The sequence below is a fragment of the Salinibacterium sp. 10G20-15 genome (assembly GCF_057365065.1).
In genome coordinates this window covers 2,572,440-2,591,290 of the sequence record NZ_CP195118.1, presented here as the reverse complement: position 1 = coordinate 2,591,290, position 18,851 = coordinate 2,572,440, and the positions used below count along the sequence as shown (strand labels likewise).

Annotated in this window: 16 protein-coding genes; 10 read left to right on the top strand and 6 right to left on the bottom strand. The window is 59.7% G+C overall.

Translation table 11 applies throughout. The features are described 5' to 3' along the window. Window position 1 precedes the first annotated feature (1 nt). A complete protein-coding gene (locus tag ACR3YK_RS12520; RefSeq protein WP_486175173.1) occupies window positions 2–880 on the top strand; it encodes a cytochrome c biogenesis CcdA family protein in 879 nt (292 codons plus the stop codon). A 17-nt stretch (window positions 881–897) separates the two neighbouring features. Here ACR3YK_RS12520 and ACR3YK_RS12515 read toward each other — a convergent pair whose 3' ends face one another. Further along, on the bottom strand, window positions 898–1,296 hold the full coding sequence (locus ACR3YK_RS12515; protein ID WP_486175172.1) for an RNA-binding S4 domain-containing protein: 399 nt from the start codon (window positions 1,294–1,296) through the stop codon (window positions 898–900). After that, entirely contained in the window at window positions 1,296–1,688 is a 393-nt protein-coding gene (locus ACR3YK_RS12510; RefSeq protein WP_486175171.1) for a hypothetical protein, read from the bottom strand. The genes ACR3YK_RS12515 and ACR3YK_RS12510 overlap by 1 nt, the downstream gene beginning before the upstream one ends. A 134-nt stretch (window positions 1,689–1,822) precedes the next feature. Here ACR3YK_RS12510 and ACR3YK_RS12505 point away from each other — a divergent pair, with 134 nt between their 5' ends. From ACR3YK_RS12505 to ACR3YK_RS12490, 4 genes are all read left to right on the top strand, one after another. Then, complete coding sequence (locus ACR3YK_RS12505; protein ID WP_486175170.1) at window positions 1,823–2,407, top strand: CDP-alcohol phosphatidyltransferase family protein; 585 nt, start codon at window positions 1,823–1,825, stop codon at window positions 2,405–2,407. Window positions 2,408–2,451: 44 nt separating this feature from the next. Beyond that, window positions 2,452–2,961 carry an FHA domain-containing protein gene (locus ACR3YK_RS12500; protein WP_486175169.1) on the top strand — a complete coding sequence of 170 codons (510 nt, stop codon included), beginning with the start codon at window positions 2,452–2,454 and terminating at the stop codon, window positions 2,959–2,961. Beyond that, entirely contained in the window at window positions 2,961–3,659 is a 699-nt protein-coding gene (gene ftsR / locus ACR3YK_RS12495; protein WP_486175168.1) for a transcriptional regulator FtsR, read from the top strand. The genes ACR3YK_RS12500 and ftsR overlap by 1 nt, the downstream gene beginning before the upstream one ends. 225 nt (window positions 3,660–3,884) lie before the next feature. Continuing rightward, window positions 3,885–4,433 (top strand): MerR family transcriptional regulator, encoded by a 549-nt coding sequence (locus tag ACR3YK_RS12490; protein ID WP_486175167.1) that lies wholly within the window; start codon window positions 3,885–3,887, stop codon window positions 4,431–4,433. Between the two features lie 157 nt (window positions 4,434–4,590). Here the strand turns inward: ACR3YK_RS12490 and ACR3YK_RS12485 are convergent, their stop codons facing one another. Further along, entirely contained in the window at window positions 4,591–5,397 is an 807-nt protein-coding gene (locus ACR3YK_RS12485; RefSeq protein WP_486175166.1) for a ParA family protein, read from the bottom strand. Between the two features lie 121 nt (window positions 5,398–5,518). Here ACR3YK_RS12485 and ACR3YK_RS12480 point away from each other — a divergent pair, with 121 nt between their 5' ends. The 3 genes from ACR3YK_RS12480 (at window position 5,519) to ACR3YK_RS12470 (ending at window position 10,850) form a co-directional block, all read left to right on the top strand. Beyond that, window positions 5,519–8,923 carry a pyruvate carboxylase gene (locus tag ACR3YK_RS12480; protein ID WP_486175165.1) on the top strand — a complete coding sequence of 1,135 codons (3,405 nt, stop codon included), beginning with the start codon at window positions 5,519–5,521 and terminating at the stop codon, window positions 8,921–8,923. A gap of 108 nt (window positions 8,924–9,031) precedes the next feature. Continuing rightward, window positions 9,032–10,354 carry a MinD/ParA family ATP-binding protein gene (locus ACR3YK_RS12475; protein WP_486175164.1) on the top strand — a complete coding sequence of 441 codons (1,323 nt, stop codon included), beginning with the start codon at window positions 9,032–9,034 and terminating at the stop codon, window positions 10,352–10,354. A gap of 4 nt (window positions 10,355–10,358) precedes the next feature. Then, window positions 10,359–10,850, top strand: a complete 492-nt coding sequence (locus tag ACR3YK_RS12470) for a peptide deformylase (protein ID WP_486175163.1) — start codon at window positions 10,359–10,361, stop codon at window positions 10,848–10,850. 127 nt (window positions 10,851–10,977) lie between these two features. On the opposite strand, the gene ACR3YK_RS12465 is transcribed toward ACR3YK_RS12470, so the two are convergent. Beyond that, window positions 10,978–12,801, bottom strand: coding sequence for an AMP-dependent synthetase/ligase (locus ACR3YK_RS12465; RefSeq protein WP_486175162.1), 1,824 nt, complete (start codon window positions 12,799–12,801; stop codon window positions 10,978–10,980). A 161-nt stretch (window positions 12,802–12,962) separates the two neighbouring features. On the opposite strand from ACR3YK_RS12465, the gene ACR3YK_RS12460 reads away from it, so the two are divergent. Beyond that, window positions 12,963–13,649, top strand: a complete 687-nt coding sequence (locus tag ACR3YK_RS12460; RefSeq protein WP_486175161.1) for a lysophospholipid acyltransferase family protein — start codon at window positions 12,963–12,965, stop codon at window positions 13,647–13,649. A gap of 139 nt (window positions 13,650–13,788) precedes the next feature. Next, window positions 13,789–15,159, top strand: coding sequence for a class II 3-deoxy-7-phosphoheptulonate synthase (locus tag ACR3YK_RS12455; protein ID WP_486175160.1), 1,371 nt, complete (start codon window positions 13,789–13,791; stop codon window positions 15,157–15,159). Between the two features lie 89 nt (window positions 15,160–15,248). On the opposite strand, the gene pknB is transcribed toward ACR3YK_RS12455, so the two are convergent. Further along, window positions 15,249–17,222, bottom strand: coding sequence for a Stk1 family PASTA domain-containing Ser/Thr kinase (gene pknB, locus ACR3YK_RS12450; RefSeq protein WP_486175159.1), 1,974 nt, complete (start codon window positions 17,220–17,222; stop codon window positions 15,249–15,251). 58 nt (window positions 17,223–17,280) lie between these two features. Then, on the bottom strand, window positions 17,281–18,747 hold the full coding sequence (locus ACR3YK_RS12445; protein ID WP_486175158.1) for a LysM peptidoglycan-binding domain-containing protein: 1,467 nt from the start codon (window positions 18,745–18,747) through the stop codon (window positions 17,281–17,283). Between the last annotated feature and the right edge of the window lie 104 nt (window positions 18,748–18,851).

Below are 18,851 nucleotides of genomic sequence, written 5' to 3'. Positions count from 1 at the left end.
AGTGGATATCGGTTACGCCGGGGCCTTCATCGGCGGGCTCTTTGCTCTCTTGAGTCCGTGTTCGGTCATGCTGTTGCCGGCGTTCTTTGCCTACGCTTTTGGTTCTGCTTCGGCTCTAGTTGCGCGGACGGCGCTTTTCTTTGGCGGCCTCATCACGACGCTCATTCCGCTGGGAGTTTTTTCGGCAACGCTGGGCTCTCTCGTGAACGAGAACCGCGGCGCGCTGATTGTCGGGGCTGCCGTTCTTGTCATCGCCGCGGGTGCGGTACAGCTGTTCGCCATTCCGGTTCCCGGCCTGACCAGAACGGAGAGTGCGGATGCTGCAACCGACCGCACCTCTGCCGTCTCGGTCTTCGCACTTGGCATGGTGTATGCCGTCGCTGGCGTCTGCGCGGGCCCGATCCTCGGCTCTGTACTCGCCGTCGCGGCGCTCAGTGGAAACGCGGTCTACGGTGCCATCATGCTCACGCTTTATGCGCTCGGGCTGACGGTGCCATTGCTCGTTCTTGCTGTTGTGTGGAAGCGGCTTGGTGCGCGGGGGCGTCGCTGGCTGCGGCCACGGACGCTCACTATCCGTGGGTGGTCACACTCGTGGACGATGATCGTGTCGGGCGCGCTGACTATCGGAATCGGCATCCTTTTGCTGGTGAGTGACGGCACTGCATCGTTGGGGGGACTCATCCCGATCACCTTCCAATACCGCGCTGAGTCCTGGGCGGCAACGACCGGGGCGAGCATCGATAACGCCCTCTTCTTGGGTGCAGCAGTCGCGCTCTCCGCGGCTGTCGCGAGTGTGGTCTGGCTCATATCGCGGCGCTCACAGGCCCGGGCGCAGGTGCTCGACGAGGTTCCTGCCGAATCGGGCTCGCTCGAAGGTTGACGCGAGCCTAGGCACAACTAGAGTTCGGGCATCCAGTCTTCGTCGCGATCTCTGCCGCGCAGCTTGTCGATCTCCCGACGCTCGCGCTTGGTCGGACGCCCGGCACCGCGGTCGCGCAGAGGAGCGAAAGCCCGTTCCTCGCGAGAGGGCGGCGGGGGAGTCTCGTCGATGTAGCTTTCGGCGGCGGTCACCGCCGACACTCTCTTCACGATGGTCTGCTTGACCACCAGGATGCGATCGAAGCCAGCGATACGAATGCGCACTTGGTCGCCGATGCGAACCGGTTGGGCAGCCTTCACGCTTGTGCCACTGATCTTCACATGGCCAGCACGGCAGGCTGCCGTTGCTTGCGAGCGAGTTTTGTAGACGCGTACTGCCCACAGCCAACTGTCGACGCGAACAGCTCCCGCGGCCATTAGACCGTTGCGAGTTCAGTTTTCCACTGAACGAGGCGCTGCACTGTGGCGCTGTCATCTGCCGCGAGAGTATTCATCGCATCCTCGGGCACAAAGAAGTTGATCGCGAGAAAGCCGCGCACAACCTCGGAGGGGTCATCCACGAGCATCCGCAGCACATCGCACGGCGCGTGTTCGTTGCGGGCGACACAGGCGCGAACGCCGGCATCGCTGTCGCGAGCGAGAGCTTCGAATACGTCAACCGGGGTGTGGTGGCTGCTGGCAGCGCTCTCGCGAATTTTGGGATTGGGGTCGGCCGCGAGAAGACGCAGGCGTGCAATCTTGCTGTCAGTAACTTCGGGCGCGGGGTGGAGCGCGGCAGCTTCCTCGGCGCTAAGCATCGAGGGGGCCATTGCTCGCATCTGTGCCCGTTGGGCAGGAGTGTTGAACCGGATGCATGACATGTTCTTGAGGATACTCGTGAGCCCCTGCGAGGCAGCGCTGCATTCTCGGCATTTTGGATGCGGATGCTCGCTAGACTCGGACTGTGGCCAGAAGTAGTTCACCCGAGATCAGTAATCGTGTGTGGACTGTACCCAATGTCTTGAGCTTCGTCAGGCTCGGGCTCGTGCCGGTATTTCTTTACTTCATAGTGTCGGCTCAGGATGCGTTGGCGCTCCTCGTGCTGGTTTTCTCGAGCGTGAGCGATTATCTCGATGGTTTTATTGCCCGGCGCTTTAACCAAATGTCACGATTGGGGCAGTTACTCGATCCCGCCGCCGATCGCTTGTTCATCTTTGCTGCACTCATTGGTCTCGCAGCTCGTGATGTGATTCCGTGGTGGCTGTTTTTCGTGATCGTGGCACGAGAAGTGATGCTGGCGATTCTGGGGATTATTTCTGCCAACTACGGTTTTGGGCCCCTTCCTGTTCACCACTTAGGCAAGGTTGCCACTGCGGCTCTCTTCTATGCGCTCCCGGTTCTCATGCTGGGGCAGGCATTTCCAGTAATCGCGAGTGTCACCGATCCTGTGGGGTGGGCCTTTGCCCTCTGGGGCGCGTTCCTTTATTGGTGGGCAGGATTCATTTATGTTGCACAATCCATTCGAATTTCTCGCCTTCCGAGGGTCTGAGGAGTGCTCCAATCCGATACGCTTGTTAGTCAGGGAGGTTTGCGATGGTTGAGTCAATGAATAATGGTCACGGTGCCGACGTGCAGTCGGCAAACGAGACGTCCGCGCAGCCTATTGTCGAGCGCATCGACACCACGGCAACGTACAGTCACGAGTTCGCAGCACAAGTCGCTGCGATGGCAGCTGATGTGTCGGCAGACGAGCAGGCTGCAATCTCCGCACTGCCGTCAGGGTCAGCGTTGCTGATCGTTCGCCGCGGCCCCAACGTGGGCGCACGGTTTTTGCTAGATGCGAACCTCACTACGGTTGGCCGTCATCCTGAGGCCGATATTTTTCTCGATGACGTTACCGTGTCGCGTCGTCACGTCGAGTTTTTGCGCGACGGCACGACCTTTGAAGTCAAGGACCTCGGATCGCTCAATGGCACCTACCTCGCTGGCGACCGCATCGCCACGTCCGCCACGCTCCGTGATCAGGCCGAGGTGCAAATTGGTAAGTACAAGCTCACTTTTTACGCGTCGCGTCGTGATCTCTCGTCGGCGGCTGGCAGTTAGTGGCTGGCGTTGCGCGCCAGGCGCGGTCTGCTCCAGCTCCCACGCTGCTGAGTATTGGCCAAGTTCTAGCCAAGCTCAGTCCTGAATTTCCCGATCTAACTCCGTCGAAGCTGCGCTTTCTCGAGGAACGAAAGCTTGTTGCTCCGGCTCGCACCGCATCGGGGTATCGCAAATTCTCGCCTGCCGACATGGAGCGGTTGCGTTTCGTGCTCACAATGCAGCGCGATCACTATCTTCCGCTCAAGGTCATCCGTGGCTACTTGGAAGAGATGGATGCGGGGCGCACCCCTGAGCTTCCGGGCGGTGCTGTTGCTGCGGCTTCCATGCTCTCGGCGGAGCGCAAGCTCACGCGCGATGAACTGATCCGCGAGGCGGGCGCGAGCCCCATGCTGTTGGGTGACGCAATCTCATCGTCGCTCATTGTCGCCTCCGATGTCTTTGGTGAAGATTCTCTCGCCGTGCTTAAGTCTCTTGTAGAGCTTCAGCGCAGCGGTATCGAGCCGCGGCACCTTCGGGGGTTCCGTGCGGCTGCAGAGCGCGAGCTGGGGCTCATCGAGAGCGCTTTGATGCCGGTTGCTCGACGCAAGGATGCTTCAAGCCGTGCCCGTGCGGCTGAAATGGCGCGCGAGATTGCGGGCCAGTTGGAGATTGTTCGCAGCAGTCTCATTCGATCTGCCCTGAGCAGACTCGATTCGTAGTACGGTCGATCTGTTGACCGTTTTTCGGCCCGCGCCGATGACCGTTCAGTGAGGTTGGCCCAGTTTTCTCCAACTGATTCCGACACGCCGCCGAGTTTTTGCGAATGTCGTTGATCGAGGCGGTGGGCGTGACTACCGTGGGGTAACACGAAACATTAAGCGTCAACTTCAACATGAAGGTTCGTTGTTTTCGTGCTGATCAAACAGAACTAAAGGGGCAAAGCCATGAGTGAAGTGAACCGTAGCGAAGAATCACGCTACGACCTTGGCCTCCTCTTTACCGACGGAATGCCTGACCTTGATGACACGTCGGGCTACCGTGGTGCAGTCGCCGCACGTGCTGCCGGTATCAGCTATCGTCAACTCGACTACTGGGCCCGTACTCAACTCGTTGAACCCACCATTCGTGGCGCTGCCGGTTCGGGTTCGCAGCGGCTGTACGGCTTCCGCGACATTCTCGTGCTCAAACTCGTCAAGCGATTGCTCGACACTGGAATCTCGCTGCAACAGATTCGTATTGCGGTCAACCAACTGCGCGAATCGGGCATTCACGATCTTGCACAGACCACACTCATGAGCGATGGCGCTGGAGTTTACCTCTGCACCTCGAACGATGAGGTCATCGATCTTGTGAGCCGCGGCCAGGGTGTGTTCGGCATCGCCGTCGGCAAGGTCCTCCGCGAGGTCGAGACCAGCCTGATCGATCTCGATACGGTCAAGGGTGAAGACCCCATGGATGAGCTGGCGAAACGCCGCGCATCCCGCGCATCCTAAGCGGCGCTCATTCCGGCGGCCCGGTCGGGGCCGGACCTCGGGTCGTGCCAGCTTCGCGAAAGTGCCGTACGGCTGTACCGCGCCATCACGGGACGGTCCTTTTCTGTGGCCTTCTCAGGTTCGCCTTTTGACCTAAAGGCGTAACCCGCGAACACTGTTAGTGGCCGCTGTTGTATTCGCCCATGCGCGCCGCCCGCATCACGCGGTCGAGAATTTGGTCGAAGTAACGCGCCATTTCCTGAGCACTTTCACCCGGCCACACGTGTAGGGGCTTTGCGGCGCCTTGAGCTTGTTGCAGGGACGTGCGTTCGGGCAGCTGCGGTGAGAGTACGAGGGGGCCGAACATGTCCCGCAGTTCCTTGATGCGGAACTGGTGCTCGAGCGATTGGGAGCGCAAGCGGTTCACAATGATGCCGAGCGGCTGAAGGCGTGGGGAGAGGCCCCGACGAATCTCTTCGATGGCGCGAAGGGCGCGGTCGGCCGCAGCGACGGAAAATAGTCCGGGTTCTGTAACAATCGACACACGATCGCTCGCTGCCCAAGCGGTGCGCGTGAGGGCGTTGAGCGACGGCGCGCAGTCAATTAGAACGAGGTCGTAGTCCGCTTCAACGTTGGCGAGGGCCTCTTCAAGCTTCCAAATATCGCGGATGCTGGGGTGCGGGCCATCGAAGTTGATGGCCGACGGCGAACCGATAAGGACATCGACTTTCCCCGGACGCCCTTTAGTCCAGCCACTCGGGGCGATCGCGGCGCGCACAATCTTTTCCTTGGGAGACGCGAGAACGTCAGCGACGTTGAGGTGACCGGCGACATCAATGTCCATTCCGGTCGACACATCGGATTGGGGATCAAGGTCGACGACGAGAGTTCGAAGACCGCGAGCGAAGGCCGCCGAAGCGAGCCCAAGCGTAACGGTCGTCTTTCCCACGCCCCCCTTGAGGGAGCTAACGCTAAGTACGTGCACGAGTAACGACGATACCTTCACTACAGTTAAGAAACCTAAAACTCCGCCAACTTTTGCGCACCCTTGAGGAAACTGCCAGAGTTCAATCACTCTAGGCTTGGTTTTTGTCAGGAAGGACCGAATGTTCAAGAAGATTCTCGTTGCCAACCGAGGTGAAATCGCTATCCGCGCAATGCGCGCGGCTGTCGAGCTCGGAGCAAGAACCGTGGCCGTTTTTCCCTACGAGGACCGTAACTCGGTTCATCGTCTGAAAGCCGATGAGGCTTATCAGATCGGTGAGGAGGGGCATCCTGTTCGCGCCTACCTCGATGTGGCGGAGATCATTCGAGTAGCGAAGGAGTCGGGCGCAGACGCGATTTACCCCGGCTACGGCTTCCTCTCGGAGAATCCTGACCTCGCTCGTGCAGCGGCGGATGCCGGAATCACGTTCATCGGCCCGCCCACCAAGGTGCTGGAGATGGCCGGCAACAAGGTCACCGCCAAAGACCACGCTATTGCGGCCGGAGTTCCGGTTCTGAAGTCGACGCCGGCCAGCACGGACCTCGAGGCACTTCTTGCGGGCGCCGACGAAATTGGGTTCCCCGTTTTCGCTAAGGCCGTCGCCGGCGGTGGTGGCCGCGGTATGCGCCGGGTAGACAAGAAGGAAGACCTGCGCGGGGCTCTCGAAGAGGCGATGCGCGAGGCTGACAGCGCCTTCGGTGACCCGACAATGTTCATCGAGCAAGCGGTAGTTCGCCCGCGTCATATCGAGGTGCAGATCCTTGCGGATTCGCACGGCGGTACGATCCACCTCTTCGAACGGGACTGCTCGGTTCAGCGCCGTCACCAGAAGGTTGTTGAGATCGCTCCGGCGCCCAACCTCGATGAAGACATTCGACAAGCGATGTACCGCGATGCGATCGCCTTTGCAAAGTCGATCGATTACGTCAATGCGGGAACCGTTGAGTTTTTGCTCGACACGGCGGGGGAGCGCAAAGGTGAGCACGTTTTCATCGAGATGAACCCCCGCATCCAGGTAGAGCACACCGTTACAGAAGAAGTAACAGACGTCGACCTCGTGCAGTCGCAAATGCGGATTGCGTACGGTCAGTCCTTGGAAGAACTCGGCCTTCGTCAAGACGAACTCAAACTACGGGGTGCTGCGCTCCAGTGCCGCATCACAACCGAGGACCCTGCCAGCGGGTTCCGACCGGATACGGGCAAGATCACGACGTATCGTTCGCCCGGTGGCGCTGGCGTCCGTCTCGATGGCGGAACGGTTTCCGCCGGTGCTCAGATCTCGCCACACTTCGACTCTATGCTCGTGAAAATGACGTGCCGCGGTCGCGACTTCGAGTCCGCTGTGCGCCGCGCTCGTCGCGGACTCGCCGAGTTTCGTCTGCGTGGCGTCACCACCAACATCCCTTTCTTGCAGGGAGTTCTCGATGACGCCGAGTTCATTGCCGGGGATGTCAGCACATCGTTCATCGATGAGCGTCCGTGGCTCGTCAACTCGCACCGTTCGAAGGACCGCGGAACCAAGATCCTGACGTGGCTCGCTGATGTCACCGTCAACCAGCCCAACGGCGATGGCGCCGGAATCATCAAGCCGCAGCTGAAGCTGCCTGAGGTTGATCTCACTGTTGATGCTCCAGCTGGTTCGCGTCAACGGCTACTCGAGCTCGGCCCAGCCGGTTTTGCTTCCGCTCTGCGCGAGCAGAAGTCGCTTGCCGTCACCGAAACCACGTTCCGGGATGCCCACCAGTCGCTCTTAGCGACTCGCGTGCGTACTCGTGACTTGGTAGCAGTGATGCCGCACGTTGCGCGTCTGACGCCGGAACTGCTGTCTGTCGAGGCCTGGGGCGGTGCAACGTACGACGTTGCGCTCCGCTTCTTGGCCGAAGACCCATGGGAGCGACTGGCGTCGATGCGTGAGGCTCTGCCCAACGTCGCGATCCAGATGCTGCTGCGCGGCCGCAACACCGTGGGCTACACGCCGTATCCCACTGAGGTGACGGATGCCTTCGTTCGCGAAGCCGCCGACACCGGTGTCGATATCTTCCGTATTTTCGATGCGCTCAACGACGTTTCGCAGATGCGTCCGGCGATCGATGCAGTCCTCAACACGGGAACTGCTGTTGCCGAAGTTGCGCTCTGCTACACGGGAGATCTTCTCGACCCCCACGAAGATCTCTACACGCTCGACTACTACCTCAAGCTCGCGGACCAGATTATGGAGAGCGGCGCTCACGTGCTCGCGATCAAGGACATGGCCGGCCTCTTGCGCGCAGAAGCCGCTGAGACGCTCGTGACGGCCCTCCGCGAGCGTTTCGACGCTCCGGTCCATGTTCACACTCACGACACGGCTGGTGGCCAGCTAGCCACGCTCTTGGCTGCGTCGCGTGCCGGTGCGGATGCGGTGGATGTTGCCAGCGCTCCGATGGCGGGGACAACCAGCCAGCCCTCGATGTCGGCTTTGGTTGCCGCGCTCGCGCACACCGAACGGGATACCGGAATCTCGCTCGACGCGGTCTCGGATCTCGAGCCGTACTGGGAGGCCGTGCGCCACGCCTACGCTCCGTTCGAGTCGGGACTTCCCGGCCCCACAGGGCGCGTGTACCATCACGAGATTCCCGGTGGTCAGCTTTCCAACCTGCGTCAGCAGGCGATTGCGCTCGGCCTCGCCGATCAGTTTGAAACGATCGAAGATCTCTATGCTGCCGCCAACACGATGCTCGGGCGTCCGCCGAAGGTGACCCCATCATCTAAGGTCGTTGGTGACTTGGCGTTGGCTTTGGCTGCCGCGAACGCTGATCCTGCTGACTTCGAGGAGAACCCCGACAAGTACGACATTCCGGATTCCGTTATCGGCTTCATGGCGGGCGAACTGGGAGAGCTTCCCGGTGGCTGGCCCGAACCGTTCCGCACGAAAGTGCTCAAGGGGCGCAACGTCAAGATGGGTGTCGAGGAGATCAGCGCTGAGGATCGAGCTGCGCTCGATGGTGAACCACAGGATCGCCGTTCGGCTCTCAACCGCCTGTTGTTCGCTGGCCCGACTCAGATCTTTGAGACGGCTCGCGAAACCTACGGCGACCTTTCGCAGCTTGACAGCACTGACTACCTCTACGGGATCCAGCAGGGTCACGAGCATGTGGTCGAGATCGAGAAGGGCGTTCAGCTGTTCGTCGGTCTTGAAGCCATTGGTGAGGCCGACGACAAGGGTATTCGCACGGTGATGGCGACGTTGAACGGTCAGCTTCGCCCGGTCTTCATTCGCGATAAGAGCATTCAGGTTGATTCGACTGCTGCCGAAAAGGCCGATACGTCGAAGCCTGGCCATGTTGCCGCTCCGTTCTCGGGCGTTGTCACACTGCAGGTTGACGAGGGCGCCACGGTCGAAGCGGGTCAGGCTGTTGCCTCGATCGAGGCCATGAAAATGGAGGCTGCGATCACCGCTTCTGTCGCCGGGACGGTCAAGCGTTTGGCGATTCCGAAGACGCAACAGGTGGATGCGGGCGACCTGCTTGTGGAGATCGAGCCCAGCTAACGCACAGTATTTTGTAGGGTAGAGACGTGACCGATGTGCAAGCAGCGGTCACGTCTCGCCCGTTAACGCGGTAAAGTAGTGTGTTTGCTTTCTGGAGGGGATCGACACGTGACTACAAAGCGCAATGAACCTGATGTGCAGTCGTCCGTCGACGAGCAAGATTCGTCGACCGATCACGACACGAAAGACTCGACGGTTGAGCAGGTGCCGAGCTCTGACAGCGTGACCTTCACACTGTCGCTGCCTGTCGCCGTTCGCGAGACACCTGAGCATGAGGCCGCAGTGGCTATCGATGATGTTGCGGTTACGGCCCATCACGTTGACCCTGCAGCGATGGCAACGACTACCGTCGCGTTCGCGCCGGAGTCCGTTGTGACAATTCCACCGGAGTCGGTACCCGAGGCTGCTGTGATTCCGGAGCTTCCTCCGGCAGACCGCCCGACGACTCGTCGTGGCCGTCAGCGCACAGAAGTGCGTACGACGCCCGAGACGGCGACGATGCTCACGGCGGAGCGCTTGATCAATCAGGGCAAGAAAACTCGTCGACCTGCTCCCGAAGGGTTCTTTCAAGAACTTGTCTACGCTGCGACGTTCCATCTGGTCAATCTGGGGGACTCCTACCGTGTACGTGAGCGCAAAGCGCTCGAAGCTCGAGTTACTAAGACGTTTGTGGGCGGCACACGATTCGTTCCGGTTCTAACCCGTAAGGGTGGAGTGGGCAAGACCACCATCACTGCACTGCTGGGGATGGCGCTGGCCGACACCCGCGAAGACCGCATCATCGCTATCGACGCTAACCCCGACCGCGGCACTCTTGCAGAGCGAATCGACAAGCAGACGCGTGCCACGGTGCGCGACGTCGTGATGCGCGCTGAATCGCTGCACACCTTCAGTGAGTTCCAGACGGTCGTCTCTCGAGACGAGACACGTCTCGATGTCTTGGCGTCCGACACCGACCCACATGTCTCCGAAGCGTTCGACGAAGATGACTACAACGTCGTTGCCGACATGGCTGAGCGGTTCTACTCGGTTGCGATCACTGACTGCGGAACAGGAATTGTGCACTCGGTCATGCGCGCAACATTGCAGCGCGCTGATTCTATCGTCATTGTTTCTGGTGGCAGCGTCGACGAGGCTCGCCTCGCCTCTGAGACGTTAACCTGGCTCGAATCCAACGGTCATGAAGACCTCGTCAAAAATGCCGTCGTTGCGATCAACACCGCGACGCAGGGCACCAATTTGGTTAAGCTCGAGGAAATTGAGGCGCACTTCAAGTCGCGCGTTCGCGAGATCGTACGCGTTCCGTACGATCCCAGCTTGGCCACTGGCTCGGTCGTGCACTACCGGGACCTCAACAAGCTGACAAAGGCCGCGGCTACCGAGCTCGCCGCCGTCGTCATGGACGGTCTTCCTGCGGTTCGGGTTAACTGACACCATGGCTGTTCGTGAGATCCGTCTTTTTGGCGACCCTGTTCTTCGCTCGGCGTGCGATCCGATCACAATCGGAGACCCGCGCGCCGCGGCGCTCGTAGAGGACCTCATCGAAACGGTGAAGCTGCCGGGTCGAGCGGGGCTTGCTGCCAATCAAATCGGGGTTGGCCTTCGAGCATTTAGCTACAACATCGATGGAGACATCGGCTACATCATCAATCCAGTGCTTGCGGAAGTTTCGGGGGAGCCAGAGCTCGTCGACGAAGGCTGTCTTTCGGTGCCCGGCTTCTACTTTTTGCGCCGGCGTTACCCGTTCGCACGGGTTACAGGAGTGAACCTCGAGGGGCAACCTGTAGAGCTCAGTGGTGAGGGCCTGATGGCTCAAGCACTGCAGCACGAGACGGATCACCTCGACGGACACCTTTACATCGAGGGTCTCGAGGCTGAGACCAAACGCGAAGCGATGCGCGAAATCCGTAAGGCGCCTTGGTACTAGCCGCTGTTCGGCGCTGACGGTCACGTGGTTCGCACAGTCACCGGTGTCGCGGCGTTGATCGCCACCGAATGCATTCACAAGAAAACCCCCGTCACGCAGGCGCGACGGGGGTTTTCTGCGTAGTCAGCTACTTGAGAGAAATTCCCTCCGTCGCCGGCGAGTTCGAGTAGAGCCCGTCGATGACGTCGGCAAAGTCAGCCAAGATAACGTTTCGTTTGATGCTGAGCTTCGGGGTCAGGTGACCACTAGCCTCAGTCAGGTCGGCGTCCAGAATGTGGAACTTGCGAATCGATTCGGCGCGGGAAACTCGAGAGTTACCAACATCGATCGCCTTCTGAACCTCAGCGAGGACTGCCGGATGGGCTGCTGCCTGCTCGACAGTCCACGTGGCGTCGAGACCGTTGTTGCCAAGCCAGGTCGGGAGCATTTCCTCATCGAGGGTTACGAGAGCCGAGATGAAGGGGCGCTGTTCTCCAACGACGACAACTTGTCCGATGATCGGGTTAGCGCGAATTGGGTCTTCGAGAGCGGCCGGCGCAACGTTCTTGCCTCCGGCGGTCACGATGATTTCCTTCTTGCGGCCGGTGATCTCGAGGTAGCCGTCTTCATCGATTTGTCCGATGTCGCCGGTCTTGAACCAGCCGTCTTCGAACACTTCGTCTGTCGCGGCTTGATTGTTCCAGTATCCGTCGAATACACAAACGCCCTTGGCTTGAATCTCGCCGTCCTCAGCGATGCGGACCGATACTCCGGGAAGTGGCGGACCGACCTTGCCGATTTTGAAGTTCGACGGCTTGTTGACCGAGATAGGGGCTGTGGTCTCGGTGAGACCGTAGCCCTCCAGAATCGTGAGTCCAAGGCTTCGGTAGAAGTGCCCCAAGCGGAGCCCGAGGGGTGCCGAGCCCGAAACCGCGTACTTGACGCGGCCACCTAGAGCTGTGCGAATCTTCGAGAGTACGAGGCGATCGAACACCGCAAACTGAATCTTGAGGCTCAATGGCACGTGGCCGGCATCCATCGCTTTGGAGTGTGCGATCGCAACGTCTGCTGCCTTGCGGAAAATCTTGCCCTTGCCGCCCGCTTCAGCCTTCTGCTCTGACGAGTTGTAGACCTTCTCGAATACGCGAGGAACTGCCAAAAGGAACGTTGGCTTGAACGATGCCATCGACGGAAGGAGGAGCTTCGTGTCTGGCTGGTGGCCGACCTTCACTCCGCCATGGATACAGAGGATCGAAATGAAGCGAGCAAAAATATGTGCCGTCGTGATGAACAGCAGCGTGCTCGAATCGGGATTGACGACCTCGGGGATAGCCTTCTGCGAGTTGCGGCACAACTCGACGAAGTTCGAGTGCGTAATGACGCAGCCCTTGGGCTTTCCTGTGGTTCCTGACGTGTAGATCAGGGTGGCAAGATCAGATCCTTTAGCGATGTTGCGACGTCGTTCGATCTCTTCGTCGCTGACCTCTGAACCCGACTGTGCGAGCTTGTCGAGGTCTCCAAGGTCGATCTGCCACACATTGGTGACGGCGGGAACATCAGCGCGAATCTCGTCGAGACGAGCGAAGTGATCGGGAGTCTCGGTGATCATCGCTGTCGCGCCAGAATCCGTAATGTTCCAATGGATCTGGCTGGGCGAACTTGTTTCGTAGATTGGCACGAGCACGGCTCCCGCAAACCACGTTGCGAAGTCGATCAGAGTCCACTCGTAACGGGTTTTGCACATCAAGCCGATCTTGTCGCCAGGCTCAATCCCCGCGGCAACAAAGCCCTTTGCGAGAGCCTTGACTTGGGCGAGGAACTCCGTCGAGGTGACGTCGCTCCAGCCACCATTGGCTGTAGGGAGCGAGAACAACGCATTGTTCGGTGTGGCCGCAACGCGATCCATCAAGAGATCGGTAGCGTTTGCTTCCGGGTCAGCCTCAACTAGGGCTGGTACATCAAACTGTTTCACGGCAACTCCTTTGGCACCGGGTAGGTGGTCTACTCCACTCTAGCTAGTCTGCAGGCACAAACCACGTGCGAATTGGAGCATGAGAATAATTGCACCCGTTTGTGGGGTGAGTGGCGACGGACGGTAGAGTGGTGATTCCCGCGACGAGGAAAAGAGGTGCCATGTTCTATTGGTTTATGAAGAATCTGGTTGCCGGTCCCATTTTGAAGACTGTCTTCCGTCCGTGGGTATCCGGTTTGGAGAATATTCCGCGTAAAGGCGGAGTAATCCTGGCTAGTAATCACCTGTCGTTCATCGACTCGGTCTTCTTGCCGCTCGTGATGGACCGTCGCATTTTCTTCCTCGCTAAGAGCGACTACTTCACCGGCAAAGGATTCAAGGGGTTCCTGTCGCGTGCATTCTTCAACGGCACGGGCATGCTCCCGATCGACCGCTCCGGCGGCAAAGCATCCGAGGCTTCCCTCAACACCGGGCTTGCTGTTCTCGCTCGCGGAGAGGTGCTTGGTATCTATCCCGAGGGCACCCGTAGCCCCGACGGAAAGATGTATCGCGGCCGCACGGGCGTGGCGCGCATGATTCTTGAAGGGCATGTACCGGTCGTTCCTGTTGCGATGATCGACACCGAAAAAGTCATGCCCATCGGCACTAAGATCCCTCGCATGGGCCGAATCGGCATCGTTTTTGGCGAACCGCTCGACTTCAGCCGTTTTGAAGGCATGGAGGGCGATCGGTTTATTCTTCGCTCGATCACCGACGAGATCATGTATGAACTCAACCGCATCAGCGGGCAAGAGTATGTGGATGTGTATGCCACATCCGTCAAGGATCGCGGCGCAGCTCGTCGCTAGCTTCTTCGCCGCCCAGAAAGCGTGCAAGTGGGTCTCAGCAGCCGCGTAACGGTGACATTCAGTGCCGTGCGGTGCCGTAGGCTCTTAGTGGGTCACAAACCCAGTCATTCTCGTAGTAAATGTATGAAGGAAACTCCTCGTGGTCGACCCGTCAGAACCAGTCGTGCTCGCTGATCCCGCCGTGATTGCCGGTCTAGACAACTGGCGCACTCTCCCTATCAAGCAGCAGCCTCAGTGGCCGGATGCCGACGCCGTTGGTGATGCATCCAGCAAGATTGCTTCACTGCCTCCTCTTGTGTTCGCGGGCGAAGTAGATCGTCTCCGCACACGCCTTGCGCGCGCTGCTCAAGGCGACGCTTTCTTGCTGCAGGGCGGTGACTGCGCGGAAACATTCGCCGGCGCTACCGCGCAGCAGATCAGTGACCGCGTCAAGACGATCTTGCAGATGGCCGTCGTTCTCACCTATGGCGCCTCGAAGCCCATCGTCAAGATGGGACGCATGGCTGGCCAGTTCGCCAAACCGCGGTCGAGCGATACAGAAACGCGGGGCGACGTGACGCTCCCCGCCTACCGTGGCGACATCGTCAACGGTTATGACTTCACACCAGAGTCGCGCACTGCGGACCCTGCTCGTCTCGTCGAGGGCTATCACACGGCTGCCTCGACGTTGAACCTCATTCGTGCCTTCACGCAAGGAGGCTTTGCTGACCTGCGCCAAGTTCACTCGTGGAACAAAGGTTTCGCGGCTAACCCCGCGAACCGCCAGTACGAGAGCCTCGCCAAAGAAATCGACAAGGCCGTGCGTTTCATGGAGGCAGCGGGCGCCGACTTCGACGAGCTTAAGCGCACCGAGTTTTACGCAAGCCACGAAGGCTTGCTCATGGACTACGAGCGCCCCATGACGCGCATCGACTCGCGCACCGGCACCCCGTACAACACGAGTGCCCACTTCTTGTGGATCGGTGAGCGCACCCGCGATCTCGACGGCGCTCACATCGATTACTTCTCGCGACTGCGTAATCCAATTGGCGTGAAGTTAGGCCCGACCACGACGCCTGAAACGATGAAGCAACTCATCGACAAGCTCGATCCCGAGCGCGAGCCTGGCCGACTGACCTTTATCACTCGTATGGGGGCGGGTAAGGTGCGCGAAGCGCTTCCACCCCTGCTTGAGGCCATCAAGGGTATGGATGCCACGCCGCTGTGGGTCACTGACCCGATGCACGGCAATGGTCTCACCACGCCCACGGGCTACAAGACGCGTCGTTTCGACGACGTTGTGGATGAGGTCAAAGGGTTTTTCGAGGCGCACCGCGCTGCAGGAACCTACCCTGGCGGTATCCACATCGAGCTCACCGGTGACGACGTCACGGAGTGCTTGGGTGGTTCGGAGCAAATCGACGAAGCTACTCTCGCCACACGGTACGAGTCGCTCTGCGACCCTCGACTCAACCACATGCAGTCCCTCGAACTCGCGTTCTTGGTGGCGGAAGAGCTTCGCGCCTTCTAACAACGACAAACGCCCGTCGCCGAGACGCACTGAAGAGTGCGCAGGTGGCGGGCGTTTTCGCGAATCGTGCAGGCGGCGAGACCCACGAGTTAAAGCTGGGGTCCGTAAACCGTCACTTCTGAGCCCCGCTTGATTGCTTCTCCGGCATCAGGGTCCGTACCCGTCACAATTGCGAAACCCGAGCCCCAGAAGCCTGGAGGAAGGTCAGTTTGCACGTTGACGACAAAGTCGAGAGATTCGAGCTCTGAGACCGCATCGCTGATTGTTTCCCCCGATACATCGGGAACCTGTACGAGGTCAGGTCCGCGCGACGTGATGAGCGTAACGGTGTCGCCTTCGCGGAACGTGCGTGCAACTCCGTCAGCGTTCTTTTCAGAATCGATGGCGACAACGCTGCCTTCTTCACAATCGCTGAAGACTTCGATGCCGAGCTGAGCATTGAGACCTAACTCAGCGAGGGTCTGGGTCGCTTCGTCGACCGTGGAACAGCTCACGTCGGGTAGCGGCCCTGCAGACACAATGAGACTGACGTCTTGGAGTTCGCCGTAGGTATCGGCGTCGACGATGGAGGAGCCGTCTGCGCCCAGTGCATCTATAACGAGGCCGGCCGCGATCTCCGCGTCGAACTGTTTGATGGTGGGCTCTACAAGGGTGAAGGGTGCGTCGCTAATTGCCGTGCGAGCGTCCTCTTCCGTCATTCCCGGGAAGTCTGGCACGGCGATGGGGCGTGGCCCCTGAGAGATCAATAACTGAATTGTAGAGCCATTGGGAACAGCAGTACCGACCTTAGGCGTCGTGTCGGCGACAAGGTCGACCGGGACTACAGGGTCGTAAACTTCCCCGAGTTCGTCGCTCACAACTAGTCCGAGCTCCTGGAGTATGGCTTGCGCTTCCTCTGGCGTCGCACTCACGATGCTCTCGGGGATCGTCACTTGTGAACCCGGCCCAGAACCGAAGTACCACCCGGTACCCGCTGCTCCGCCAACTAGTAGCACTATCAGGAGAACAAGCCACCAGCCGCGGGCTTTGCGTTTGGTCGCGCGAGTCGAGAGGGTCGTTGTGTTCTCTGACACTGGGGTGGGCGCGGGCGACGCGACTTGCTGGAGCTCTGCTCCAAACACCTGCGTGTCTGCAGTGGAGTTGTGAGGCTCGGCGGCCGGGGCGCTTGGAAGTACCATTGTGCGTTGCACCGCTGTGGATGCCGTAGGTGGGAGCGCTGTCATGAGCGAGCTATGCGTCTGGTAGAGCTGGTCTAGCAAGGCACGTGCATCTTTAGGACGATCATCCGGCTCGCGAGCGGTGGCCCAGAGTACGAGGTCGTCAAGTTCAGCCGGAACGAGGTGGTTGGCGGCGCTAGGGCTGGGCACCACTTCGTTGGCATGTTGGTAGGCGATTTGCATGGGCTGATCGCCCTTAAAGGGCTGCTCACCGACCAGCATTTCGTACATCATGATGCCAACGGCGTAGATGTCGCTGCGAGTGTCGGCAAGTCCGCGCGTGACAAGTTCGGGGGAGAGATAGGCAATGGTGCCGAGGAGCGCGGCACCTGTGGCAGTGTTGGCGCTAGCAGCACGCGCTAAACCGAAGTCTCCGATCTTAATTCGACCGTCATCAGCAAGCAGAACATTTTCAGGCTTGAGGTCGCGGTGGACGATCCCTGCTTTGTGTGCGGCGGCGAGACCGGCGAGCACTGCCTCCATGATGTCAAGAGTTTGTTCGGTGGTGAGGATTCGGTGCTCTTGCAAGAGATCGCGCAGCGTAATGCCCGGCAGGTACTCCATGACCAAGTAGGCCATGTCGCTATCTTGACCCTGGTCGAAGACATTGACAACGTTGGGATGGGCAAGGCGTGCGGACGATCGCGCCTCCTGAACGAAGCGCTCCTTGAACTTGCTATCGTCAGCTAGGTGGCCATGCATCACCTTGATGGCAACTTTGCGCTCGAGGCGTACGTCCGTTGCAAGGTAGACAGTGGCCATGCCGCCACGCGCGATCCGCGAACGAATCTGATAGCGGCCGTCGAGCAGGCGGCCGATCATCGGATCACTAGAGTTCGCATTCACTCTGAGAGTCTAAAGTTTTGAGCTTCGAGAGTGCCGCTAGACACGGCTATTCGCGCGCTTAGCCGAGTTGCTGCAACCATGATCGGGCGGAAGTCTCCCACTTTGCATAGGCGTCTGGGTGAGCGGAAATCTGCACAGCCTGCGCCGCACGAGTTACCGTCATGTCCTGCCAGCCAGAAATATCCAACAGCCCGTTAGTGATTCCCGAGTTGGGATTAGTTGGTCCGCCGTAGAACAATCGCGCGGCATGCGCGGGCGTTGTTAGCTCGCTCACGGTTCCCCAACCGGAGCTCGGCCGTTGTTGGAAGAGACCGACAGAGTCGCGGTCTCCCCAATTGAGGTTACGAAGGCTCGACTCCTGCATTGCCGTTGCCAGGGCGATCGTGATGCCGTAATCAGACACGCCGAGGTCCCGGCCGACCTGAATGATTACTTGGGCGTTCGCTCGCATTTCGGCGGTCAGTAAGGTGACGCTGTCACCGCTGCTGGCAGGAACGGCGTCGGATGACGGAATCGTAAGTTTGTCACCGATGTAGATCATGCTCGACGCCGTCAGGCCGTTAGCTTCGAGAAGCGCGTGGGTGGACACGCCGACCCGAGATGCGATATCGGAGACCGTGTCTCCCGAGACGACGAGGTAGGTAATGCCTGAAACAGGAACAGGCTCTGGGGCGGGCGCTGGCGCGGGCTCCGCGACCGCTGCGGGTGCTTCAACTTCCTCGTCGGCCGGAGCTTCATCTGCCGCAGGCGCATCACCCTCCGCGGTGGCGTCGCCGGTGGTTGACTCGGAGAGAGCTTCGCTGACGCCGTCATCGTGGAGCGTGAAGTCGTATTCTTCAGTTTCCTGCACGGGCGAGCTCAAATTTCCCGGAATGATGAGGGTTTGACCGGGGTAGATGATGCTTGACCAACCCAAACCGTTCGCGGACATCACGGAGATCGTGGAGACGCCGAACTTGCCCGCGATACCACTGACGGTGTCACCGGCAACGATCGTGTACTGACCATTGGTGGTCTTGGCGTGATTCACGCTGGGGAGTGTCTCGACGTGCTCTTTGGTGAGCTTGAGCTCTTGGCCAGGGAAGATCATCGACGACCAGCTGAGTCCGTTGAGCGCAAGCACGGAAGCAGTAGAGAGTCCGTAGCGCGAGGCGATATCGCTTACGGTGTCACCTTCGACGACACGGTAGGAAGCAGGCGCCGGGCCGATAACGGTCGCCGACACCTCGCTCACGGTGCTTGCGGTGATCGTCGTGGGCTTGCTGGCGCGTTCCGCAGACAGTCGGGGGTCATCGGGGGTCTTGGCATTGACTGGCTCGACGGGCCCCGTCAGGTTGAAAGTTGCAGCGGCCAAAGACCCCACGAGCAACACTGGCACGGTATTCATAACACTGCGGTTCGCGCGAGCCCGCTGTTGCGTTGAGCGTCGCGTGCGAACGTCGGCGTGAACGGAGTTCGCGGGAACTAGTCCGGCGAAAACGCTCGATGCGACGTTGTCGGTGTCATCAATTGTGAAGTGTGTCATGTCGTTCTTCCTGCTCCCGGCCCCGAGAAGGTGTACGTGATCGCTGAGATCACCGCTCCAAAGTTGTCACAGAAGCGATCTAGTGTCAACCATTGTGGCAGGAG

Bases quoted from the DNA above. Each gene is read 5' to 3' on its own strand.
- ACR3YK_RS12445 (WP_486175158.1), bottom strand. From the start codon at position 18,747: ATGACACACTTCACAATTGATGACACCGACAACGTCGCATCGAGCGTT.
- ACR3YK_RS12510 (WP_486175171.1), bottom strand. From the start codon at position 1,688: ATGGCCCCCTCGATGCTTAGCGCCGAGGAAGCTGCCGCGCTCCACCCC.
- ACR3YK_RS12500 (WP_486175169.1), top strand. From the start codon at position 2,452: ATGGTTGAGTCAATGAATAATGGTCACGGTGCCGACGTGCAGTCGGCA.
- ACR3YK_RS12515 (WP_486175172.1), bottom strand. From the start codon at position 1,296: ATGGCCGCGGGAGCTGTTCGCGTCGACAGTTGGCTGTGGGCAGTACGC.
- ACR3YK_RS12480 (WP_486175165.1), top strand. From the start codon at position 5,519: ATGTTCAAGAAGATTCTCGTTGCCAACCGAGGTGAAATCGCTATCCGC.
- ACR3YK_RS12490 (WP_486175167.1), top strand. From the start codon at position 3,885: ATGAGTGAAGTGAACCGTAGCGAAGAATCACGCTACGACCTTGGCCTC.
- ACR3YK_RS12460 (WP_486175161.1), top strand. From the start codon at position 12,963: ATGTTCTATTGGTTTATGAAGAATCTGGTTGCCGGTCCCATTTTGAAG.
- ACR3YK_RS12470 (WP_486175163.1), top strand. From the start codon at position 10,359: ATGGCTGTTCGTGAGATCCGTCTTTTTGGCGACCCTGTTCTTCGCTCG.